14 protein-coding genes are annotated in these 14359 nt (G+C 59.5%); 3 read left to right on the plus strand and 11 right to left on the minus strand.

All coding sequences use genetic code 11. From position 1 onward, the window contains the following. Positions 1 to 38 precede the first annotated feature (38 nt). From NW828_RS04690 to ebsA, 5 genes are all read right to left on the minus strand, one after another. Entirely contained in the window at positions 39 to 2402 is a 2364-nt protein-coding gene (locus NW828_RS04690; RefSeq protein ID WP_414381967.1) for a DNA polymerase III subunit gamma/tau, read from the minus strand. 175 nt (positions 2403 to 2577) lie between these two features. After that, on the minus strand, positions 2578 to 3117 hold the full coding sequence (locus NW828_RS04695; protein WP_414381970.1) for a hypothetical protein: 540 nt from the start codon (positions 3115 to 3117) through the stop codon (positions 2578 to 2580). A 36-nt stretch (positions 3118 to 3153) separates the two neighbouring features. Further along, the gene (gene coaE, locus NW828_RS04700) at positions 3154 to 3870 is read right to left on the minus strand and encodes a dephospho-CoA kinase (RefSeq protein ID WP_414381972.1); all 717 of its coding nucleotides are present in this window, start codon (positions 3868 to 3870) and stop codon (positions 3154 to 3156) included. A 74-nt stretch (positions 3871 to 3944) separates the two neighbouring features. Continuing rightward, the gene (gene cimA / locus NW828_RS04705) at positions 3945 to 5639 is read right to left on the minus strand and encodes a citramalate synthase (RefSeq protein WP_414343179.1); all 1695 of its coding nucleotides are present in this window, start codon (positions 5637 to 5639) and stop codon (positions 3945 to 3947) included. Continuing rightward, positions 5629 to 6000 (minus strand): type IV pilus biogenesis protein EbsA, encoded by a 372-nt coding sequence (gene ebsA / locus NW828_RS04710; protein WP_414332026.1) that lies wholly within the window; start codon positions 5998 to 6000, stop codon positions 5629 to 5631. The genes cimA and ebsA overlap by 11 nt, the downstream gene beginning before the upstream one ends. A gap of 466 nt (positions 6001 to 6466) precedes the next feature. Between ebsA and larE the strand changes: the two genes are divergently transcribed. The 3 genes from larE to NW828_RS04725 all read left to right on the plus strand — a co-directional run bounded on the left by larE (position 6467) and on the right by NW828_RS04725 (position 9995). Beyond that, positions 6467 to 7387 carry an ATP-dependent sacrificial sulfur transferase LarE gene (gene larE, locus NW828_RS04715; RefSeq protein WP_414381975.1) on the plus strand — a complete coding sequence of 307 codons (921 nt, stop codon included), beginning with the start codon at positions 6467 to 6469 and terminating at the stop codon, positions 7385 to 7387. Between the two features lie 52 nt (positions 7388 to 7439). Next, positions 7440 to 9272: a DUF3769 domain-containing protein gene (locus NW828_RS04720; protein WP_414381978.1), complete on the plus strand. Its 1833-nt coding sequence runs from the start codon at positions 7440 to 7442 to the stop codon at positions 9270 to 9272. Positions 9273 to 9713: 441 nt separating this feature from the next. After that, the gene (locus tag NW828_RS04725) at positions 9714 to 9995 is read left to right on the plus strand and encodes a DUF1830 domain-containing protein (protein ID WP_414343190.1); all 282 of its coding nucleotides are present in this window, start codon (positions 9714 to 9716) and stop codon (positions 9993 to 9995) included. A gap of 24 nt (positions 9996 to 10019) precedes the next feature. On the opposite strand, the gene NW828_RS04730 is transcribed toward NW828_RS04725, so the two are convergent. From NW828_RS04730 to NW828_RS04755, 6 genes are all read right to left on the minus strand, one after another. Further along, the gene (locus NW828_RS04730; protein ID WP_414381980.1) at positions 10020 to 10409 is read right to left on the minus strand and encodes a hypothetical protein; all 390 of its coding nucleotides are present in this window, start codon (positions 10407 to 10409) and stop codon (positions 10020 to 10022) included. 31 nt (positions 10410 to 10440) lie between these two features. Further along, positions 10441 to 11166, minus strand: a complete 726-nt coding sequence (locus NW828_RS04735; protein WP_414381982.1) for a hypothetical protein — start codon at positions 11164 to 11166, stop codon at positions 10441 to 10443. Positions 11167 to 11207: 41 nt separating this feature from the next. Further along, positions 11208 to 11777: a DUF3110 domain-containing protein gene (locus NW828_RS04740; RefSeq protein ID WP_414343197.1), complete on the minus strand. Its 570-nt coding sequence runs from the start codon at positions 11775 to 11777 to the stop codon at positions 11208 to 11210. Positions 11778 to 11866: 89 nt separating this feature from the next. Then, positions 11867 to 12118 carry a hypothetical protein gene (locus NW828_RS04745; RefSeq protein ID WP_414381985.1) on the minus strand — a complete coding sequence of 84 codons (252 nt, stop codon included), beginning with the start codon at positions 12116 to 12118 and terminating at the stop codon, positions 11867 to 11869. Between the two features lie 247 nt (positions 12119 to 12365). Continuing rightward, positions 12366 to 12710, minus strand: coding sequence for an ArsR/SmtB family transcription factor (locus NW828_RS04750; protein ID WP_414330075.1), 345 nt, complete (start codon positions 12708 to 12710; stop codon positions 12366 to 12368). 376 nt (positions 12711 to 13086) lie between these two features. After that, positions 13087 to 14346 (minus strand): metallophosphoesterase family protein, encoded by a 1260-nt coding sequence (locus NW828_RS04755; RefSeq protein ID WP_238376945.1) that lies wholly within the window; start codon positions 14344 to 14346, stop codon positions 13087 to 13089. Positions 14347 to 14359 lie beyond the last annotated feature (13 nt).

A 14359-nucleotide genomic window follows, 5' to 3' on the forward strand; every position in this document is an offset into this window, starting at 1 on the left:
TCAATGACTTTTGCCAAACCGCCTAAAGCTCAGTAAATTCAGCAAAGTTCAGGGTTTTGGGGGTTAGAGGCATGCTCCTCCTCCAAGGACTCCGTCCCGCTGAGGCGAACGGCAAGCTGAGAAGACTGCTCACGCCGGTAGGACGGATTCCTTACTGCATTGGGAAAGTCTACGGGATGAGGACTCCGCCCCGCTGACGCGGACGGCTCTGCTCCTGTTGGCGAGCCGTAGGTCTCACCGGAGAGCAGGTCAGGGGATCCCTCGGCTTCTATAGCCTCTATTGAGGAGAGCTCTTCCGTGGATCCCGTCACGTCAGACTCCAACACCCCTTCCAAATCCACCAAGCTGCCGTTGAAGTGGTCGGCAAAACGGCGGGCAATCTCCGCCAGCTCCTGGGTTAGCTCGAAGGACTGCCCACCGTGCAGGGTGTCGCGGCGCTCTGCACGACTTGGAGAATCGGTCGCGACAGCGGTGCGGAGCACTTTGTTCGCACCGGCAGGAAAAAGTCCTTGGGTTGCCAAGCCGGCCACCTTGGGGCCACCCATAGGATTGTCCCGCTCAGGCTCTGGCGAAGGTGGGCTGGAGTCAGAAGGGGAATGTTGCTGTCGCCGGGCAAGGCCGTGGCTCTGCGGTTCTGCTCTGGGCTCCCTTGAGGAAGCACGACTGTTGGTGCTATCGCTCTGCAACCCCGGCGTGGTGACAGGATCCGGGGCCACGGGGGCGGGGGGCAGGTCTGTTTCTCGGCTGAGCAGTGCCGAGGACTCCGTCCCACTGACGCGAATGGAAACATGCGGCCCGCTGGAGCGCTGCACAATCAAGTTGAGCTGCACAGGGCGCTGCAGCAGGTTGTGGAGCACCGACCGCAGTTCGGCTTCTTTGCTGCGCACTTTTTCCACCAGACCCTTGCTGGGAAAGGCGAGGGTAATTGCTTCAGGAGTCTCTTGGTGCAGGTGGCCGGATCCCATCAGAGCCTTGGTGAGGGGAGAGAGGCGCTTGAGGAACTCGTCCCAGTGGGGGCGCAGCAGCTTGACTGTGGCGGCGTCCCTTGCCGGTTCTCCGGGCTGCTCCGAGGACTCCGTCCGAGTAGCGCGATCTGCCTTCTGGCTCGACGCAACAGCAGGGGAGGCTGAAGGCCCAACAGTTAATTCATCTATCTCACCAACAGTTGATGGGCTTGATGGGCTGATGGTCGCAGCAGGGGCCGGAGGGGCTGTCCCGTCCGGGGGAGTTCTCTGAAGTGCAGGAGATAGGTCAAGGGCTGGGAAAGGACTCCGTTCCGCTGAATCCTCAGCCACCATGCTTGGGCGCAGCTGGCCCAGCAGATCCACTAGGGCAATTTCCAACCACAGTTGGGGCTGTCCGCTTTGACGAATTTGCGGCTCACACTGGCGCAGATGGCTCTGGGCTGCCAGCAGTATCTCCACCGAGTAGCGAGGGGCCCGTTGCTGCAGGGCTGCCCAGGTGGAGTCCGTTACAGCCACCAACTCCCGTTGCTGGGGGGCTGTCTTGACCAGCAGCAGATCCCGGTAAAGGGCCACCAAGTTCTGCAACAGGGCTAAGGGCTCTTTGCCCCGCTCCAACAATTGCCGAGTTTGGCTGAGCACCGCCTGCACATCCTGAGCCAGCAGCGCATCCATCAGAGCCAAAAGCTGCTGTTCCGGGATCCCGCCCACCAAGTCCCAAACCGCCTCCGGGGTGATGGATCCTTCCAAGAGGCTGAGCTGGTCCAGCAGGCGTTCGGCGTCCCTCAGGCCCCCTTGGGAAAGTTGGGCCACCAGTTGCAGCGCCTCCGGCGTGATAGGGATCCCTTCTTGGGCGGCGATCTTGCCCAGGTGGGCCACCATGTCGTCGAGGGGGATGCGGCGGAAGTCAAACCGCTGACAGCGGGAAACAATGGTGGGCAAAACCCGCTGCGGGTCAGTGGTGGCCAGGACGAATACCACGCGGGGGGGCGGCTCTTCAAGAGTTTTCAGCAAGGCGTTGAAGGCCGCATTGCTGAGCATGTGGCACTCGTCGATGACATAGACTTTGTAGCGGCTGTTCACCGGGGCAAACTGGGCCCGCTCGATCAGCTCGCGGATGTTGTCTACGCCGGTGTTGCTGGCCGCGTCAATCTCGAGAACATCCAGGGAGGCTCCCGCAGTGATGGCGCGGCATTGGCTGCACGCCTGGCAGGGATCCGGCGTCGGCCCCTGTTCACAATTCAAAGACTTGGCCAAGATGCGGGCGCTGGAGGTTTTTCCCGTGCCCCGCGGCCCGCAGAACAAATAGGCAGGCGCCACCCGCCCCAGCCGGATGGCATTGGCCAGCGTTTGCACCACCGCTCCTTGGCCGACCACATCGGCAAAGCGCTGCGGGCGATATTTCAGATGAAGGGGTTCGTACTTGCCGGCAGCAGCCATTTCCGAGATCTCCGGTCGCGATAGTGGGACGGAGTCCTTGCCAGCAGCGCCCCAACCGGAAGAGGAGAGAGCAGAGAGCAAAGAGGAGAGAGAAAAGAGGAAAGAGCCTCACTTCTCTCTTCTCGCTTCTCTCTTCTCATTCTGGCTCCTCGATGAAGGGATCCCTCCCTGCCCATCAAGAGCAGGGCTGGACACCAGGGGGGGAGACCGGCAGAGCTTTTGTGCTCCCCTCTGCTAACGTGACCGGCGGCGGGCCAGGGGACTTGGGATCCCGGCGACGCAGAGAGGGAAGCTGGGGCAGTTGCACTCTCCAGCCGGGCGAGTCAAGCTGATCCATGTGCTGCACGCGGTAGCTGAGCTGGTACAACTCCTTCCTAAGCTGGCGATTCTCGGCCTGGATGGCGGCGATGCGCTCGCGAATGGGCTGAAGGCGGGCCTGCAGCTTGCGCCGGTAGAGCTCCGGCAACTCCTGGATCATCTGCTCCAGCAACTGCTTCTCTTGGTAAAGCTGCTCGATCTCCGCCTCATAGCTGCGAATTTGCCGGTGTTGCTTTTCTTGGCGCAGCTCCAGAAGGTCTATCTGGCCCTGCAAGATGCGATTGCGCTCTCGCAAAAGCTGGATTTCCCGCTCCCGCGCGGCCAGAGCTTGAGCAAACTCCGTCTCGCCAACGCAGCCTGCTTCCTGCATCGCTTCTCCCTCAACCCACCCGTACATGGCTACCCTCCGTCCCACCGGGGCGTAGGGGATCCCCTACCCGTCACTGTATCCGGCCCGCGGGGGTGAGGCAAATGGCCTCTGGCCCGCCGACGCCAAAGCTTGCTTCACCTGGGCTTCCAGCTCAGCCAGGGATCCGGAGTTGTCCAGCACCACATCGGCACGGCGCACTTTTTCCGCCAAAGGCCACTGGCTGGCGATGCGAGCTTCGATTTCTGCCGGTGTAAGAAGATCCCGGCGGGCAAGGCGTTGCCGCTGCTGCTCTGGAGTGCAAGTCACCACCCAAATCTCGCTGGCCCAATTTTCCATGTGGGCTTCAAACAGCAACGGGATCATCAGACAAACGGTTTGGGATCCCTGGGCAGAGGAAAACCCTGGCCCGCTGTTCTTTTGGGAACCAGGCCCTTCCTCAAGCAACACGCCATGCGCCTCAGAGCTCTGCTCCGCCAACGCGGACAGAAAATCTTGCAGTTGAGCTCTAACGAAAGGGTGGATTTGGGCCTCTAGCCAAGCCCGCTCAGCGGCATCTGCAAACACGATCTGGCCCAACCGCCGGCGATCCAGATCCCCGGAGGGTGTTTGGATGGCCTTCCCATAGCGTTCCAGTACCCGCTCGCGAATGGGGGATCCCACCGCCAAGGCCTGGCGGGCCATTTGATCGGCATCGGCTACTGGGATCCCGTGCTGCTCCAGGATGCGGGCCACCGTGGATTTGCCCGTGCCCACTCCGCCTGTCAGGCCGATGATTCGCATAGCTGTCGTGGTTACGGTTTAGCTTGCTGGGGTAGAGGGGCGCTGCCAGGGTAAAGCCAGTTGAAGGTTTTTCTTCAAGGGGAGGCCGTTTTTGCAGCCAGCGGAGAAGAACGGTGCTCTGCCGCAGCCGGCAAAGGAGAGCTGGGCGGCAGCAGGCTATACTCAAAGCCCTCCACCAAAGCCCGACAGGAGGCCTCGATGATGTTGGTGGAAACCCCCACCGTTGTCCAACGGCGGTGACCGTCGCTAAACTCCACCAGCACGCGCGTTTTGGCCGAGGTGCCGGCTCGCCCATCCAAAATGCGCACCTTGTAGTCGGACAGGTGAATCGCTTCCAGTTGGGGATAAAACTCCAGCAGCGCCTTGCGCAACGCCCCATCCAGAGCGGCCACCGGCCCATTGCCTTCCGCCGCTGTCACTCGAGTTTGCCCCTGCACCGCTATCTTCACCGCCGCCAAAGATTGCACATCCGTTGCTTCGCCACTGGGATCCCGGTCTTTGCTGTTCCAATCGGAGCGTGTGGTGGTCGTCACGTTGAAGCTGAGCACCTCAAAAGGATGGGAGCGTTGTCCCAGCAAGCCCCGCACCAACAGCTCAAAGCTGGCCTCAGCCGCCTCAAACTGGTAGCCCTGCAGCTCCAGGGTTTTCAGCCGCTCCAAAATCAAGCGCACCTGCGGATCCGACTTCTCCAGCCGGATCCCGAATCCGGCCATTTTGTGGAGGATGTTGCTCAGCCCCGCCTGTTCCGAGACCACAATGCGGCGACAGTTGCCCACTTGCTCCGGGGCGATGTGCTCGTAGGTGAGGGGGTTTTTCTGAACGGCGCTGACGTGGATCCCGCCCTTGTGGGCAAAGGCCGATAGGCCCACAAACGGAGCATGGTCATCCGGGGCCAAATTGACCACCTCGCTGATGGAGCGGGAGATCTCCGTCAGGTGTTGCAGCTTCTCTTGCGGCAGACAGCGATAGCCCAGCTTCAGTTGCAAGTTGGGAATGACGCTGCACAGGTCGGCATTGCCGCAGCGTTCCCCATAGCCGTTGATGGTGCCCTGCACCATGCGCGCCCCTGCCTGCACCGCCGCCAGGGCATTGGCCACAGCAGTGCCGGAGTCGTTGTGGGTGTGGATCCCTAGGGGCAAGTGCTGCAGGTGATGGGATTCTGCCAAGACAGCTGCCGTGATCGCCGCAATCTCGTGGGGCAGGGATCCGCCGTTGGTATCGCAGAGAACCAGCCACTCCGCCCCCGCCGCCGCCGCTGCCGCTAGGGTTTGCAGGGCATAGTCGGGGTTGTGGCGGTAGGCGTCGAACCAGTGCTCGGCATCGTAGATGACCCGCCGCCCCTGGGATCGCAGATAGGCAATGGTGTCGCGGATCATGGCCAGGTTTTCCTGCAGCGTGGTGCCCAGGCCCTCGGTGACGTGGAGATCCCAAGACTTGCCGAAGACGGTTATATAGCGGGTGCCCGCCGCCAAAATGGCCTGCAGCATGGGATCGTCTGCCGCCCGCCGCCCCGGCTTGCGGGTAGAACAAAAAGCCACCAGCTCGGCTTGCTCTAGGGGCTCTTCCCGCATCTGCCAGAAAAACTGCACATCCTTGGGATTGGCTCCTGGCCAGCCCCCTTCAATAAACGGGATCCCCAGCCGATCCAGCAGCTTGGCAATCTGTAACTTGTCTTGCACCGACAGCGATAGCCCCTCTCGCTGGGCCCCATCCCGCAGTGTGGTGTCGTAGAGAGTGATGGTGGCTGAGCAACCCAGATCAATCTTCATATCGCATCAGTTTCTTGTAAAAGGCGGTGGAGAAATCCGGCTGTTGTCCGCGCTGCACCAAAGAGACGACATCAATCAGATAATCCACAAACTCGTAGTTGGCGATGGAGAGCTGATAGGTGAGATCTGCATCCTGAGCAAAGATCACCTGAACCACCGTCAGATCCGAGGGCAACGGGGACATGTGCCAACTGGCCAAGAAGCGGACAGGCTCTTCCCCCTCGATGGCCCTCTGCCCTTCCAGGCTGGCTTTTTTGTAGAGGCCCACCGCGAGGGCTAGGTACTGTCGGCGGGCAACGGCGTAATAGGGCTGATAGACGGCCACTTCTGGCGGGCTAGCGGGTTCAAGTTGCAAAGCCATAGTGCGCTAGGAGAGGGGTACAGCTTTTTCTGATTTCATGAAGTTCTACAAAATAGGTGGGATCCCCATAGCCGAGAGAGATCTCTGCATTGGCTGTAGCAAGTGTCGCCGGAAAAAGCTGTGAGGTCAATTGCGGCAGAGAACCCAGAAAAAATTATAAGGGGCCACTGCAACCCATTTCATTCAGCGTATCGCGAAGCGGTGCGGTTCCCGGTAGGGTGCCGGAGGCATAGCACAATCGCGACAGCGGGTGAGCGGACTACGGATAGATTGCCCAATTGTCTACTTTTCCTTGAGGGATCCCGCATCCCATGCTGGGGAGAAGCGTTGGAAAGTCGGGGATCTCTGGGAAAGAATAGAAAGAGGGGGGATCCCTGCCCCTGATAGCAACCGGCTTTTCTCCTGCCGGCGGTGGCGAGACGGTGCCCTTGCTTGATTCTCCAAACGTTTGGCATCTCCTGGCTTCATGAACACAACCCAAGACCCAACCGCTTCTCGTCTCGACCTTCTCCCCCCGGGAGAGGGAGGAACAACGGCCAACCTCCTGCTGGAGTGGGATCCCGTCCTGCAGCGCAAGTTCCAGCAGCTTGTCCAGATCTTCGCCGAGATGGAGCGGGTCTTGGTGGCCTACTCGGGGGGAGTTGATAGCAGCTTGGTGGCCAAGTTGGCCTGCGATCAGCTGGGGGAGCGGGCCCTGGCCGTCACCGCTGCTTCTCCTTCGCTGCTGCCGGAAGATTTGGAGGAGGCAATTCAGCAGGCTCGGCAAATCGGGATCCGCCATCAGATCGTCGAAACCCACGAGCTGGAAGATCCGGGCTACGCCGCCAACCCCGTTAACCGGTGTTACTTCTGCAAAAGCCACTTGCACGATACCTTGCGCCTGTTGGCCCAAGCCCAGGGATATAACCATGTGGTGGATGGTCTCAATGCCGACGATCTGGCCGATTACCGACCGGGGACACAGGCAGCTCGGGAGCGCGGCGTGCGTTCCCCCTTGGCGGAGGTGGGGATGAGCAAGCTGGAGGTGCGGCAATTGTCTCGCCACCTGGGGCTGTCTTGGTGGGATAAACCGGCCCAACCCTGCCTCAGCTCTCGCTTTCCCTACGGGGAGGCAATCACCCCTGAGAAGCTGCGTCGGGTGGGAGCGGCGGAGCGCTACTTGCGCAGCTTGGGTTGGCGGCAGGTCAGGGTGCGCTCGGAGAAGGACACCGCCCGCATCGAACTTCCTCCGGATCAGATCGTGGAGTTTGTGCAGAAAACCAATCTGGAAGCGCTGGTCAAGGCCCTGCAATCCTTCGGCTATCTCTATGTCAGTCTCGATTTGGAGGGCTACCGCAGCGGCAAGCTCAACCGAGTCCTCAACCTTTCCCAGTTGGCCACAAGCTAGCGGGCTGGGGAAGCCGTAGGGGATCTGTGTTGAAGTTTTGCGCCGGGTGATTATGAGAGGGTTGCGGTTGCTCTGGCTCTGCTTGGGGGTGCTGGGGTTGGCAGTTGCCGGCCCTGCTGCGGCTCAGGTGGAGTCCCAGAAGAAGGGGGGCGCTCAGCCCATGGATACGACTGACCTCAGCGCCGTTGCCGACCGAACGTTACGGCTGCGTTCTGACCGGCAAACCTTCGATCAACGGGCGGAAGTCTTCCAAGCGGAAGGCAATGTGGAGATGCGGCTGGGCCGCTCTGTGTTGCGGGCGGATCGCCTGCGCATTGAACTGCGACAGCGGCGGGCTGTGGCCGAGGGCAATGTTTCTATTCAACTGGATCGGCAGCGCATTCAGGGATCCCGGCTGGAGTACGACTTTGAGCAGGAGCGGGGGTTTTTGGAAGAGGCCTTCGGGCAGGTGGATATTGGCCAGTTGCAGGCCAGTGGATCCCCGGCAGCCGCTTTGGCGCCAGAGCGGTTGGTGCGCTTTCGTGCCGTTCGCATTCGCTTCGATGCCAACACCTGGGAAGGAGAACAGGTGCGGCTGACCAACGACCCGCTGGATCCGCCGGAGTTGGAGATTCGCAGCCCACGGGTGACCTCCACCCTGCAAGCCGATGGCTCCAGCCTTTTGATTGCCGAGGCCGGCCAACTGGCCTTCGACCAGGTCTTGTTTCTGCCCCTGCCCATTCGGCTGCGCTTCGACTCGTTGAACCGTCAGCCTCCGGTCAGCATCTTCTACGATGATTTCGACAGGGAAGAATTGCGACGGGGCCTGATCCTGCAACCCAACTTCGAGCTGCTGCGGGATCCCAACGTGAGCTTGGTGCTCTCCCCGCAACTGTATCCACAACGTCTTTGGGGCAGTGAGCAGGGCCTTTTGGATGGGATCGGGCTGCGGGCCGATTTTCGTTGGCGGCAACCGGAAGCCAACGCTCAAACCTCGCTGTTTGCCGAGCTGCGGGGGATCGTCTTCCAGGAGTTTGCTCAGCGCTTGCGAGCCCAGGTCGAACACCGCATCACCACCGGCGATGGCGGAGAAGTCGCCTACACCTACGCCTATCGGGAACGCTTCTTCAGCGGTCGCCTGGGGTTTCAAATTGTGGAAAACCGCCTCGGTGCCAGCTACCGCTCACCCACCCTCCGCCTGGGCAATACCGGCTTGGATCTCAGCTACCGCATAGCCGCCGACTACATCGATGCCTTGGGGCAGCCGGATGAAATCGACACGGATCCGGAGTTGGCCTTAGCCAACACCACCGACCGCATTCAGCTCTCCCGCCTGCAACTGGGGGCAACCTTGAATCGCTCCTTTCCCCTCTGGAGCCCTCCCAAGACGGCGGCGGATCCCCCACCCCGCTTTTCCGCTCTGCCCATCGAGCAAGGGATCTGGCTCAGCACCGGCGTGAGCAGCAGCCAGTCTTTTTACTCCAATGGCCGGGCCCAGAGCTATACTGCCGGCAGTATTGGCATTGATGCGGTGATCGGGGCTTTCGTGGCCGATACCTTCGACTACACCAACCTGAGGGTGACCTACTCCAACGGTTTTCTGGCCGGAGCCTCGCCGTTTTTGTTCGACCGCATCACCACGCGGGAACAGCTCGTCTTGGGCTTTTTGCAACAACTGTACGGCCCGCTGCGGGTGGGGGCAGAGACAACGGTAGATTTGCAGTCAGGCCAGCAGGTGGATGTCGTCTATCGCCTGGGCTATGACCGCCGCACCTATGGCTTCAGCCTGCAATACAATCCGGTGCGCCAGTCGGGGGCTCTGGAGCTGCGGGTGGAGGGCCTGAACTGGGATCCCGGCCAATCCTCGCCGCAGCCGACGACGGGATCGAGGATCCAAGAGCCCTGATCCCCAAACTCCAAGGGAACGGAAAAATGTAATCCTGACTACTACTCTGTGGAGATTTTCTATGAGAAATTACCCCAACTTGGGGAGAAATCCTACCTCAAATCTGCCTTGAATTGCAGAACCCTTCTGGACATCGAAACGGTAAGGTAAGATACAGAAGTTACAGTCATTTTAAACAGGAATGAGACCTTTCCGTGGCATTGCTTCCTAACTCTCCTCTCCCAAAGGAGAGGGGCTGGGGGTGAAGGATGACTCCCTCTGTAAGCGGCGCGGAACGCTTGGGAAGTGTTTCAATCTAGTTTGGAATGACTATGAATGACTATGTTTTTCCAGGATTGATTTCTGCCAGTTGGGATCGCCGTATCGCAGACTACCGCAGTGATCCCCAGACAGTGTTAGGGTAGATGATAGGCTGAGCAACGTGGGCTGGTAATCTGAATTATGCAAACACTCGATGCAATCCCCGATAAAAAACGAGCAGAGCGAATAACCTGTAGCTACATCAATGCGACCAGCTCCATTCAGGTGGTTCGCATCACGAATATCGAAAACTGGTACTTTGAGCGGGTGGTCTTTCCAGGCCAGCGGCTGCTCTTTGAAGCAGTGCCCGGAGCCAAGCTAGAGATTCACACGGGCATGATGGCCAGCTCCATTCTGGCAGACACCATCCCCTGTGAAAAGCTGCGCGTTCGAGAAACGGAGCCGGCGACCGTAGGCGCCTAAATCTCCAGAGGCCAGCGGTGCGGACTAGGTTTCCCGGCTTTGTTGCCTTCTCTCCTCACTCTCTGGGCTGGGGGAAGGCTGAGGCGAGGGGCTGGCGGAGCGGCGCGGCTTGGGAGGTAGGGGGATCTCCAGGAAGCGGGCGCTCAATCTCACCAGGCTGGTCTCTTGGGGCGGCCAAGGGATCCCCAACCAACGGGCTGTGAGCTCCAGCAAGCTGGGGGGTGGTGTCGGCGTAGGAGTTGGCGTGGGTGGTGGGGTGGGGTACAGATCTAGGCGCGGTGGCCGTGGGGTGCTAACCCGAAAAGCATCGGGGGGCGGTTGGGTCAGAGGTACATTCGGATCCCCGCATCCCAGCAAGCCCAGTCCGCCGGCAAGCAACAGGCCGTACAATTTTCGAGTGCCTCTACTGCCCATGAGTACGCTGCTGGACACCTCCAACAGGGTATCATCGAGAGCCCAAGGTTCTGAGCTGAGCTTGTAGATCTGCCTCCAGGCCGGACAGCTCACGAGCCAGGGTTGCGTAGCGGTTGCCAGTCAAGTTTTTGGCGGTAAATTGCTCCAACAGTTGCTGATCCCGGGCAACCATTTGGTTGAGATACTGAGCCACAGAGGCTTGTGGATCCTCGATCAAAGCTCGGCACACCTGTAGGGCCATCACCAGTTGGGCCCGCACTTGTAAAAACAGCGATTGGATGTACTTCTGCTCGGCCTCACTGAGTTGCCGAAAATCCCGCCAATGCTGCCCCCCCTGCAGCGATTGCCGAAGCTCGTTGACCCAGTGGTTGTAGTCTTTTACCTTGCGGGCCAGATTGGTGGCAAACTTCATCATCTCAGGGGTGCTGTTGAGCAGGTGGGCCTCCTGCCAACGCTGGCGGATGCGATGCAGGCTTTTTCCCAAGCGCAAGTTGGCTCTCAGGATCCCCAACAGGAGCAGCAGTAGGATCCCGGCAGCCGCGGTATAGGACACCCAAGAGCCGGGATCCCGCGTCCCCAAGAAGATGACCAAGGCTATTGCTATCAAACCAAAGGCCAGCATGCCCCAGGAGCGTAGCCGCTGTTGCTGCAGACGCAGGTACTCCGCCCGCAAATCAAAGGCCTCGCAGCAAGCGTCCAGATCGGCGGCCATGAGCTGGCGAAACTCGTCCACAGAGATCGGTTCCACACTAATCATCGAGGGCACCCTTAACGCAAGTGGATCGAGGCCAAACGGCATCAAGACCTGCCCTGCCAATCACGGGCAGCTTCCGTGCTTTCTTGTAGGGGCTCCAGCGTTTCGCTGGCCGGAACCACCATCAACCCATACCCTCCGCTGCGGCAAAAATCGACGATCTCCTGCGTGTCAAAGCGTTCTGCCACGGGCTTGGGCAGCCCCTGTTGAGCCAGCCTCTGCGCATATTTTCTTGCCGCAAACGAGCTCTCGAAAGCAATGACGATATCTTGACCCCCAACCTGGCGCGTGCAGATTCCCTCCTGCCCATTGGCTTGGTAAAGCAGCACAATCACCTGGGGGGGCAAGTCCTCTGGGCTGACCCAAGACAAACCCTTCTCAGCCTGGGATCCCCCGCTAAGCAATACATCCCGCGCCTCATTCAGCCGCGCCAGTTGCGCCTCTAGCAAGGGTCTTTGTCGCTCGTCCTCCAGTTCTGCGAGGGCAGTACTGAGGGTTTGGTATTCCTGAAACAGTCGCCCCCGGATCTGCCGCTCGGTTGCGTCCGGCGGAAGGTTGAGAATCTGAAGGGCTTCGGCGGTGTTCATCATGGGCTCTGATTTATTCAAAATCATTGCCTAGACTAGCTGCTTTGAGAGTCTCTGGAGAGAAATTCTCCTATGATCGTGGCTGCCCGCTTTCTCGGCCAGAAGAGAGGGTGGACTCACCGTTCGCGCCAGCGGGCCGGAGGCCTTGTGCGGCGATGATTACTTCCATCTTGGGGCTGCTCAGCAGGGGAATTGACCTGGGGTTGGTCAGATAAAGAGGGAAGGGGGAAGCCCAACTCAAAAGCCTCTCGTGCCAGCAAAGCCAGCAGAGATGGATTCAACTGGGCGCGTTTCACCCGCTCCTTGAGGCGATTCCACAGGTGTGCTCGGTGGATGCGTTCCAACTCTTCTCGCTGTTCACGTATCATGTTGTTCCCACCTCTCTTGTATCAATCCTAACTAAGCAACAGGGGAGCTGGTGTCAGGGAACTTTGATGGATTTTAGGAGATGGGATCCTCATTTTCTCCGAGTTGACCCGCCGGGATCCCTGGGGTTGCCAGCAGGGAACACCATTCACATCTGTAATTTCTTGTGTTGCAGCAAGCCCGTCTTCGGAATGTATAAGGGCGGGATCCGACAGTTTTTCTAGGGACATTTTGGGATCCCTGCGCGCCTTAGAGGTCTTCCACACAGGGAACTGCGGCCTTGACAGGGCCAGCTTGCCCCAATCTATCCAAAAAATGCTGCAGGAGCTGAAAACCGGGTGGGTTGAGGCTGTAGTAAATCCAGCGCCCCTGCTGGCGAGCATTGACCAATTTCGCATCCCGCAGGGTTTTTAGGTGAAACGAGAGCTTGGATTGGCTCACCTTCAGCTCCTCGCAGAGATCACAAACACACAACTCACGCCCCTGCAGCAGTTGCAGCACGCGCAGGCGAATCGGGTCAGAGAGGGCGTGGAATCCCTCCCGCACCTGCTCATCTGTCAAATTCCCCTCTACCTCAACCAGGAACGAAACCATCATTCAACCAGGGTAGCAGGAGTTTTGCGCTGCGGCTGCTGATGGATTCGATGGCAGGGGAAAGGCGCAACAGTCAACCGGCTCAGCGACGGTAGGTCAACCGCGCTTGAAGATAACACTGCCAACATTCCGTTGCCAACTTTGTGTTCTCTTTAACGTTTCTTGTTGCTGCCTTCACAAGCTCTCTACAGTTTCGCTGGAATCAATCACCGGCATCCGTTATGCAAGAGACACGGCTGCAGCGGCTATAGTTAGTGTTGCTGGAAAAAGCTGCTTTGAATCATCTGTTGAAAAGCCTGGGCTGCTCGCGAAGTGTGCAGAACCCTCGCGAGAGCATCTACAAACGGCTCATCAATCTTTTGCCAAGACGGAGACGTTAATCCCGACACAGGGATCCAATACGAGCTTGGCAGGTGGCGATTTCTTGGGGGGTGAGGTTGTCCCAATTGACGTCGCGGCGCAGCACCAAGCCATTGTGCCCAGTGATGAAACGGGGCAGCTCTGCTTGGTCGATCACGCTCAGATCCCGCATGTGATAGGTAGTGTAATAGGTAACATCTGGGCTCTCGAAATCCACGTCGATAAGGGTGAGGGTCTTGCGGGGGGGCAGAGGGCTGCCCAAGAGGGGACGAGGGCCAGAGCCGAGAATGCCGCAGTGAAGCAGTTGCAGTTGCCCTTTGTGGCCAGGGTAGTAGCCGTGGTCGTGGCCGCTGATGTAGGTGTGGACGCGGTACTTCTCCAGCAGAGCCCGTTTGGCATCCGCCTCCAGCAGCACTTCTCCCGGATCGTCGCGCCCGACAGTGATGGCGTAGAGGGGCAGATGGCCGATGACAATGCGCAACTTGGCCTTCTGAGCCCGTTCGCTGGCCAGAGCCGCTTCCGCCCAGGCCATTTGTTCGGGCGGGATGTAATTGCAGGTGGCATCCCAGACTAGGTAAAACACATCGTCTTTTTCAAAGGTGTAGTAGAAGGGAAAGTCCCCCCGATCCACAAAGTTCAAACCTGGGTCGTGGGCCGGATCGTTCCAAAACTCGCGGGCCAGATCCCGTTCTTTTTGAAAGAGAAAGCCGCCCCGCGTGGTGCGGGCACAGGAAGCATCGTGATTGCCCAAGGTAAAGCCGTAGGGAAGTTTGGCCGCACGGATTGGGCCAGCCACATGCCGGTCGAAGGCTGCCCACATGGCGCGAATGCGCTCCTCCGACAGGCGGGGATCCTGACCGGCCACCATATCTCCTCCTCCCAAAACAATATCCGGCTGAAGATAGGGGATGAGGCCGATGCCCCGATCCACCTCTGGGTCGTATTCCACCGAGCCGTAGATGCCGTTCATGTCACTGATGACCAAGAGGCGCAGATCTCGGCGGGGGGGGATGTAGAGGCCATGGGGGGCATCTGGATGGGGGACGACGGTGGGGGTCGGCTGGGGGGTAGGAGAGGGGAGAGCGGCTCTAGGGGATCCCATCCCTGGGGCTAGATGAGAGGGCTGCTGCCGACTGGCCCAATAGGCTCCTGCCAATCCACTGCTGCTGGCCAACCCCAACAAACCCAGAATTACCTTGCGCCGCTGCATGATCTTTGCCCCCAACACTCCAGCGGTATTGTAGAAAATCAAAAGGCTGATGTTGGGCTCTTCCATCTGCGCACGGCCT

The organism is Synechococcus sp. W55.2, assembly GCF_047461635.1.
Classification (GTDB): Bacteria; Cyanobacteriota; Cyanobacteriia; order Thermostichales; family Thermostichaceae; genus Thermostichus.

What these genes read in the sequence shown, in the direction of transcription:
- NW828_RS04735 (WP_414381982.1), bottom strand. Translation starts at nt 11,166, where the DNA reads ATGATTAGTGTGGAACCGATCTCTGTGGACGAGTTTCGCCAGCTCATG.
- NW828_RS04750 (WP_414330075.1), bottom strand. Translation starts at nt 12,710, where the DNA reads ATGGTTTCGTTCCTGGTTGAGGTAGAGGGGAATTTGACAGATGAGCAG.
- coaE (WP_414381972.1), bottom strand. Translation starts at nt 3,870, where the DNA reads ATGCGAATCATCGGCCTGACAGGCGGAGTGGGCACGGGCAAATCCACG.
- NW828_RS04725 (WP_414343190.1), top strand. Translation starts at nt 9,714, where the DNA reads ATGCAAACACTCGATGCAATCCCCGATAAAAAACGAGCAGAGCGAATA.
- NW828_RS04745 (WP_414381985.1), bottom strand. Translation starts at nt 12,118, where the DNA reads ATGATACGTGAACAGCGAGAAGAGTTGGAACGCATCCACCGAGCACAC.
- NW828_RS04720 (WP_414381978.1), top strand. Translation starts at nt 7,440, where the DNA reads ATGAGAGGGTTGCGGTTGCTCTGGCTCTGCTTGGGGGTGCTGGGGTTG.
- NW828_RS04690 (WP_414381967.1), bottom strand. Translation starts at nt 2,402, where the DNA reads ATGGCTGCTGCCGGCAAGTACGAACCCCTTCATCTGAAATATCGCCCG.
- cimA (WP_414343179.1), bottom strand. Translation starts at nt 5,639, where the DNA reads ATGAAGATTGATCTGGGTTGCTCAGCCACCATCACTCTCTACGACACC.
- ebsA (WP_414332026.1), bottom strand. Translation starts at nt 6,000, where the DNA reads ATGGCTTTGCAACTTGAACCCGCTAGCCCGCCAGAAGTGGCCGTCTAT.
- NW828_RS04755 (WP_238376945.1), bottom strand. Translation starts at nt 14,346, where the DNA reads ATGGAAGAGCCCAACATCAGCCTTTTGATTTTCTACAATACCGCTGGA.
- NW828_RS04740 (WP_414343197.1), bottom strand. Translation starts at nt 11,777, where the DNA reads ATGATTTTGAATAAATCAGAGCCCATGATGAACACCGCCGAAGCCCTT.
- larE (WP_414381975.1), top strand. Translation starts at nt 6,467, where the DNA reads ATGAACACAACCCAAGACCCAACCGCTTCTCGTCTCGACCTTCTCCCC.
- NW828_RS04730 (WP_414381980.1), bottom strand. Translation starts at nt 10,409, where the DNA reads ATGGGCAGTAGAGGCACTCGAAAATTGTACGGCCTGTTGCTTGCCGGC.
- NW828_RS04695 (WP_414381970.1), bottom strand. Translation starts at nt 3,117, where the DNA reads ATGTACGGGTGGGTTGAGGGAGAAGCGATGCAGGAAGCAGGCTGCGTT.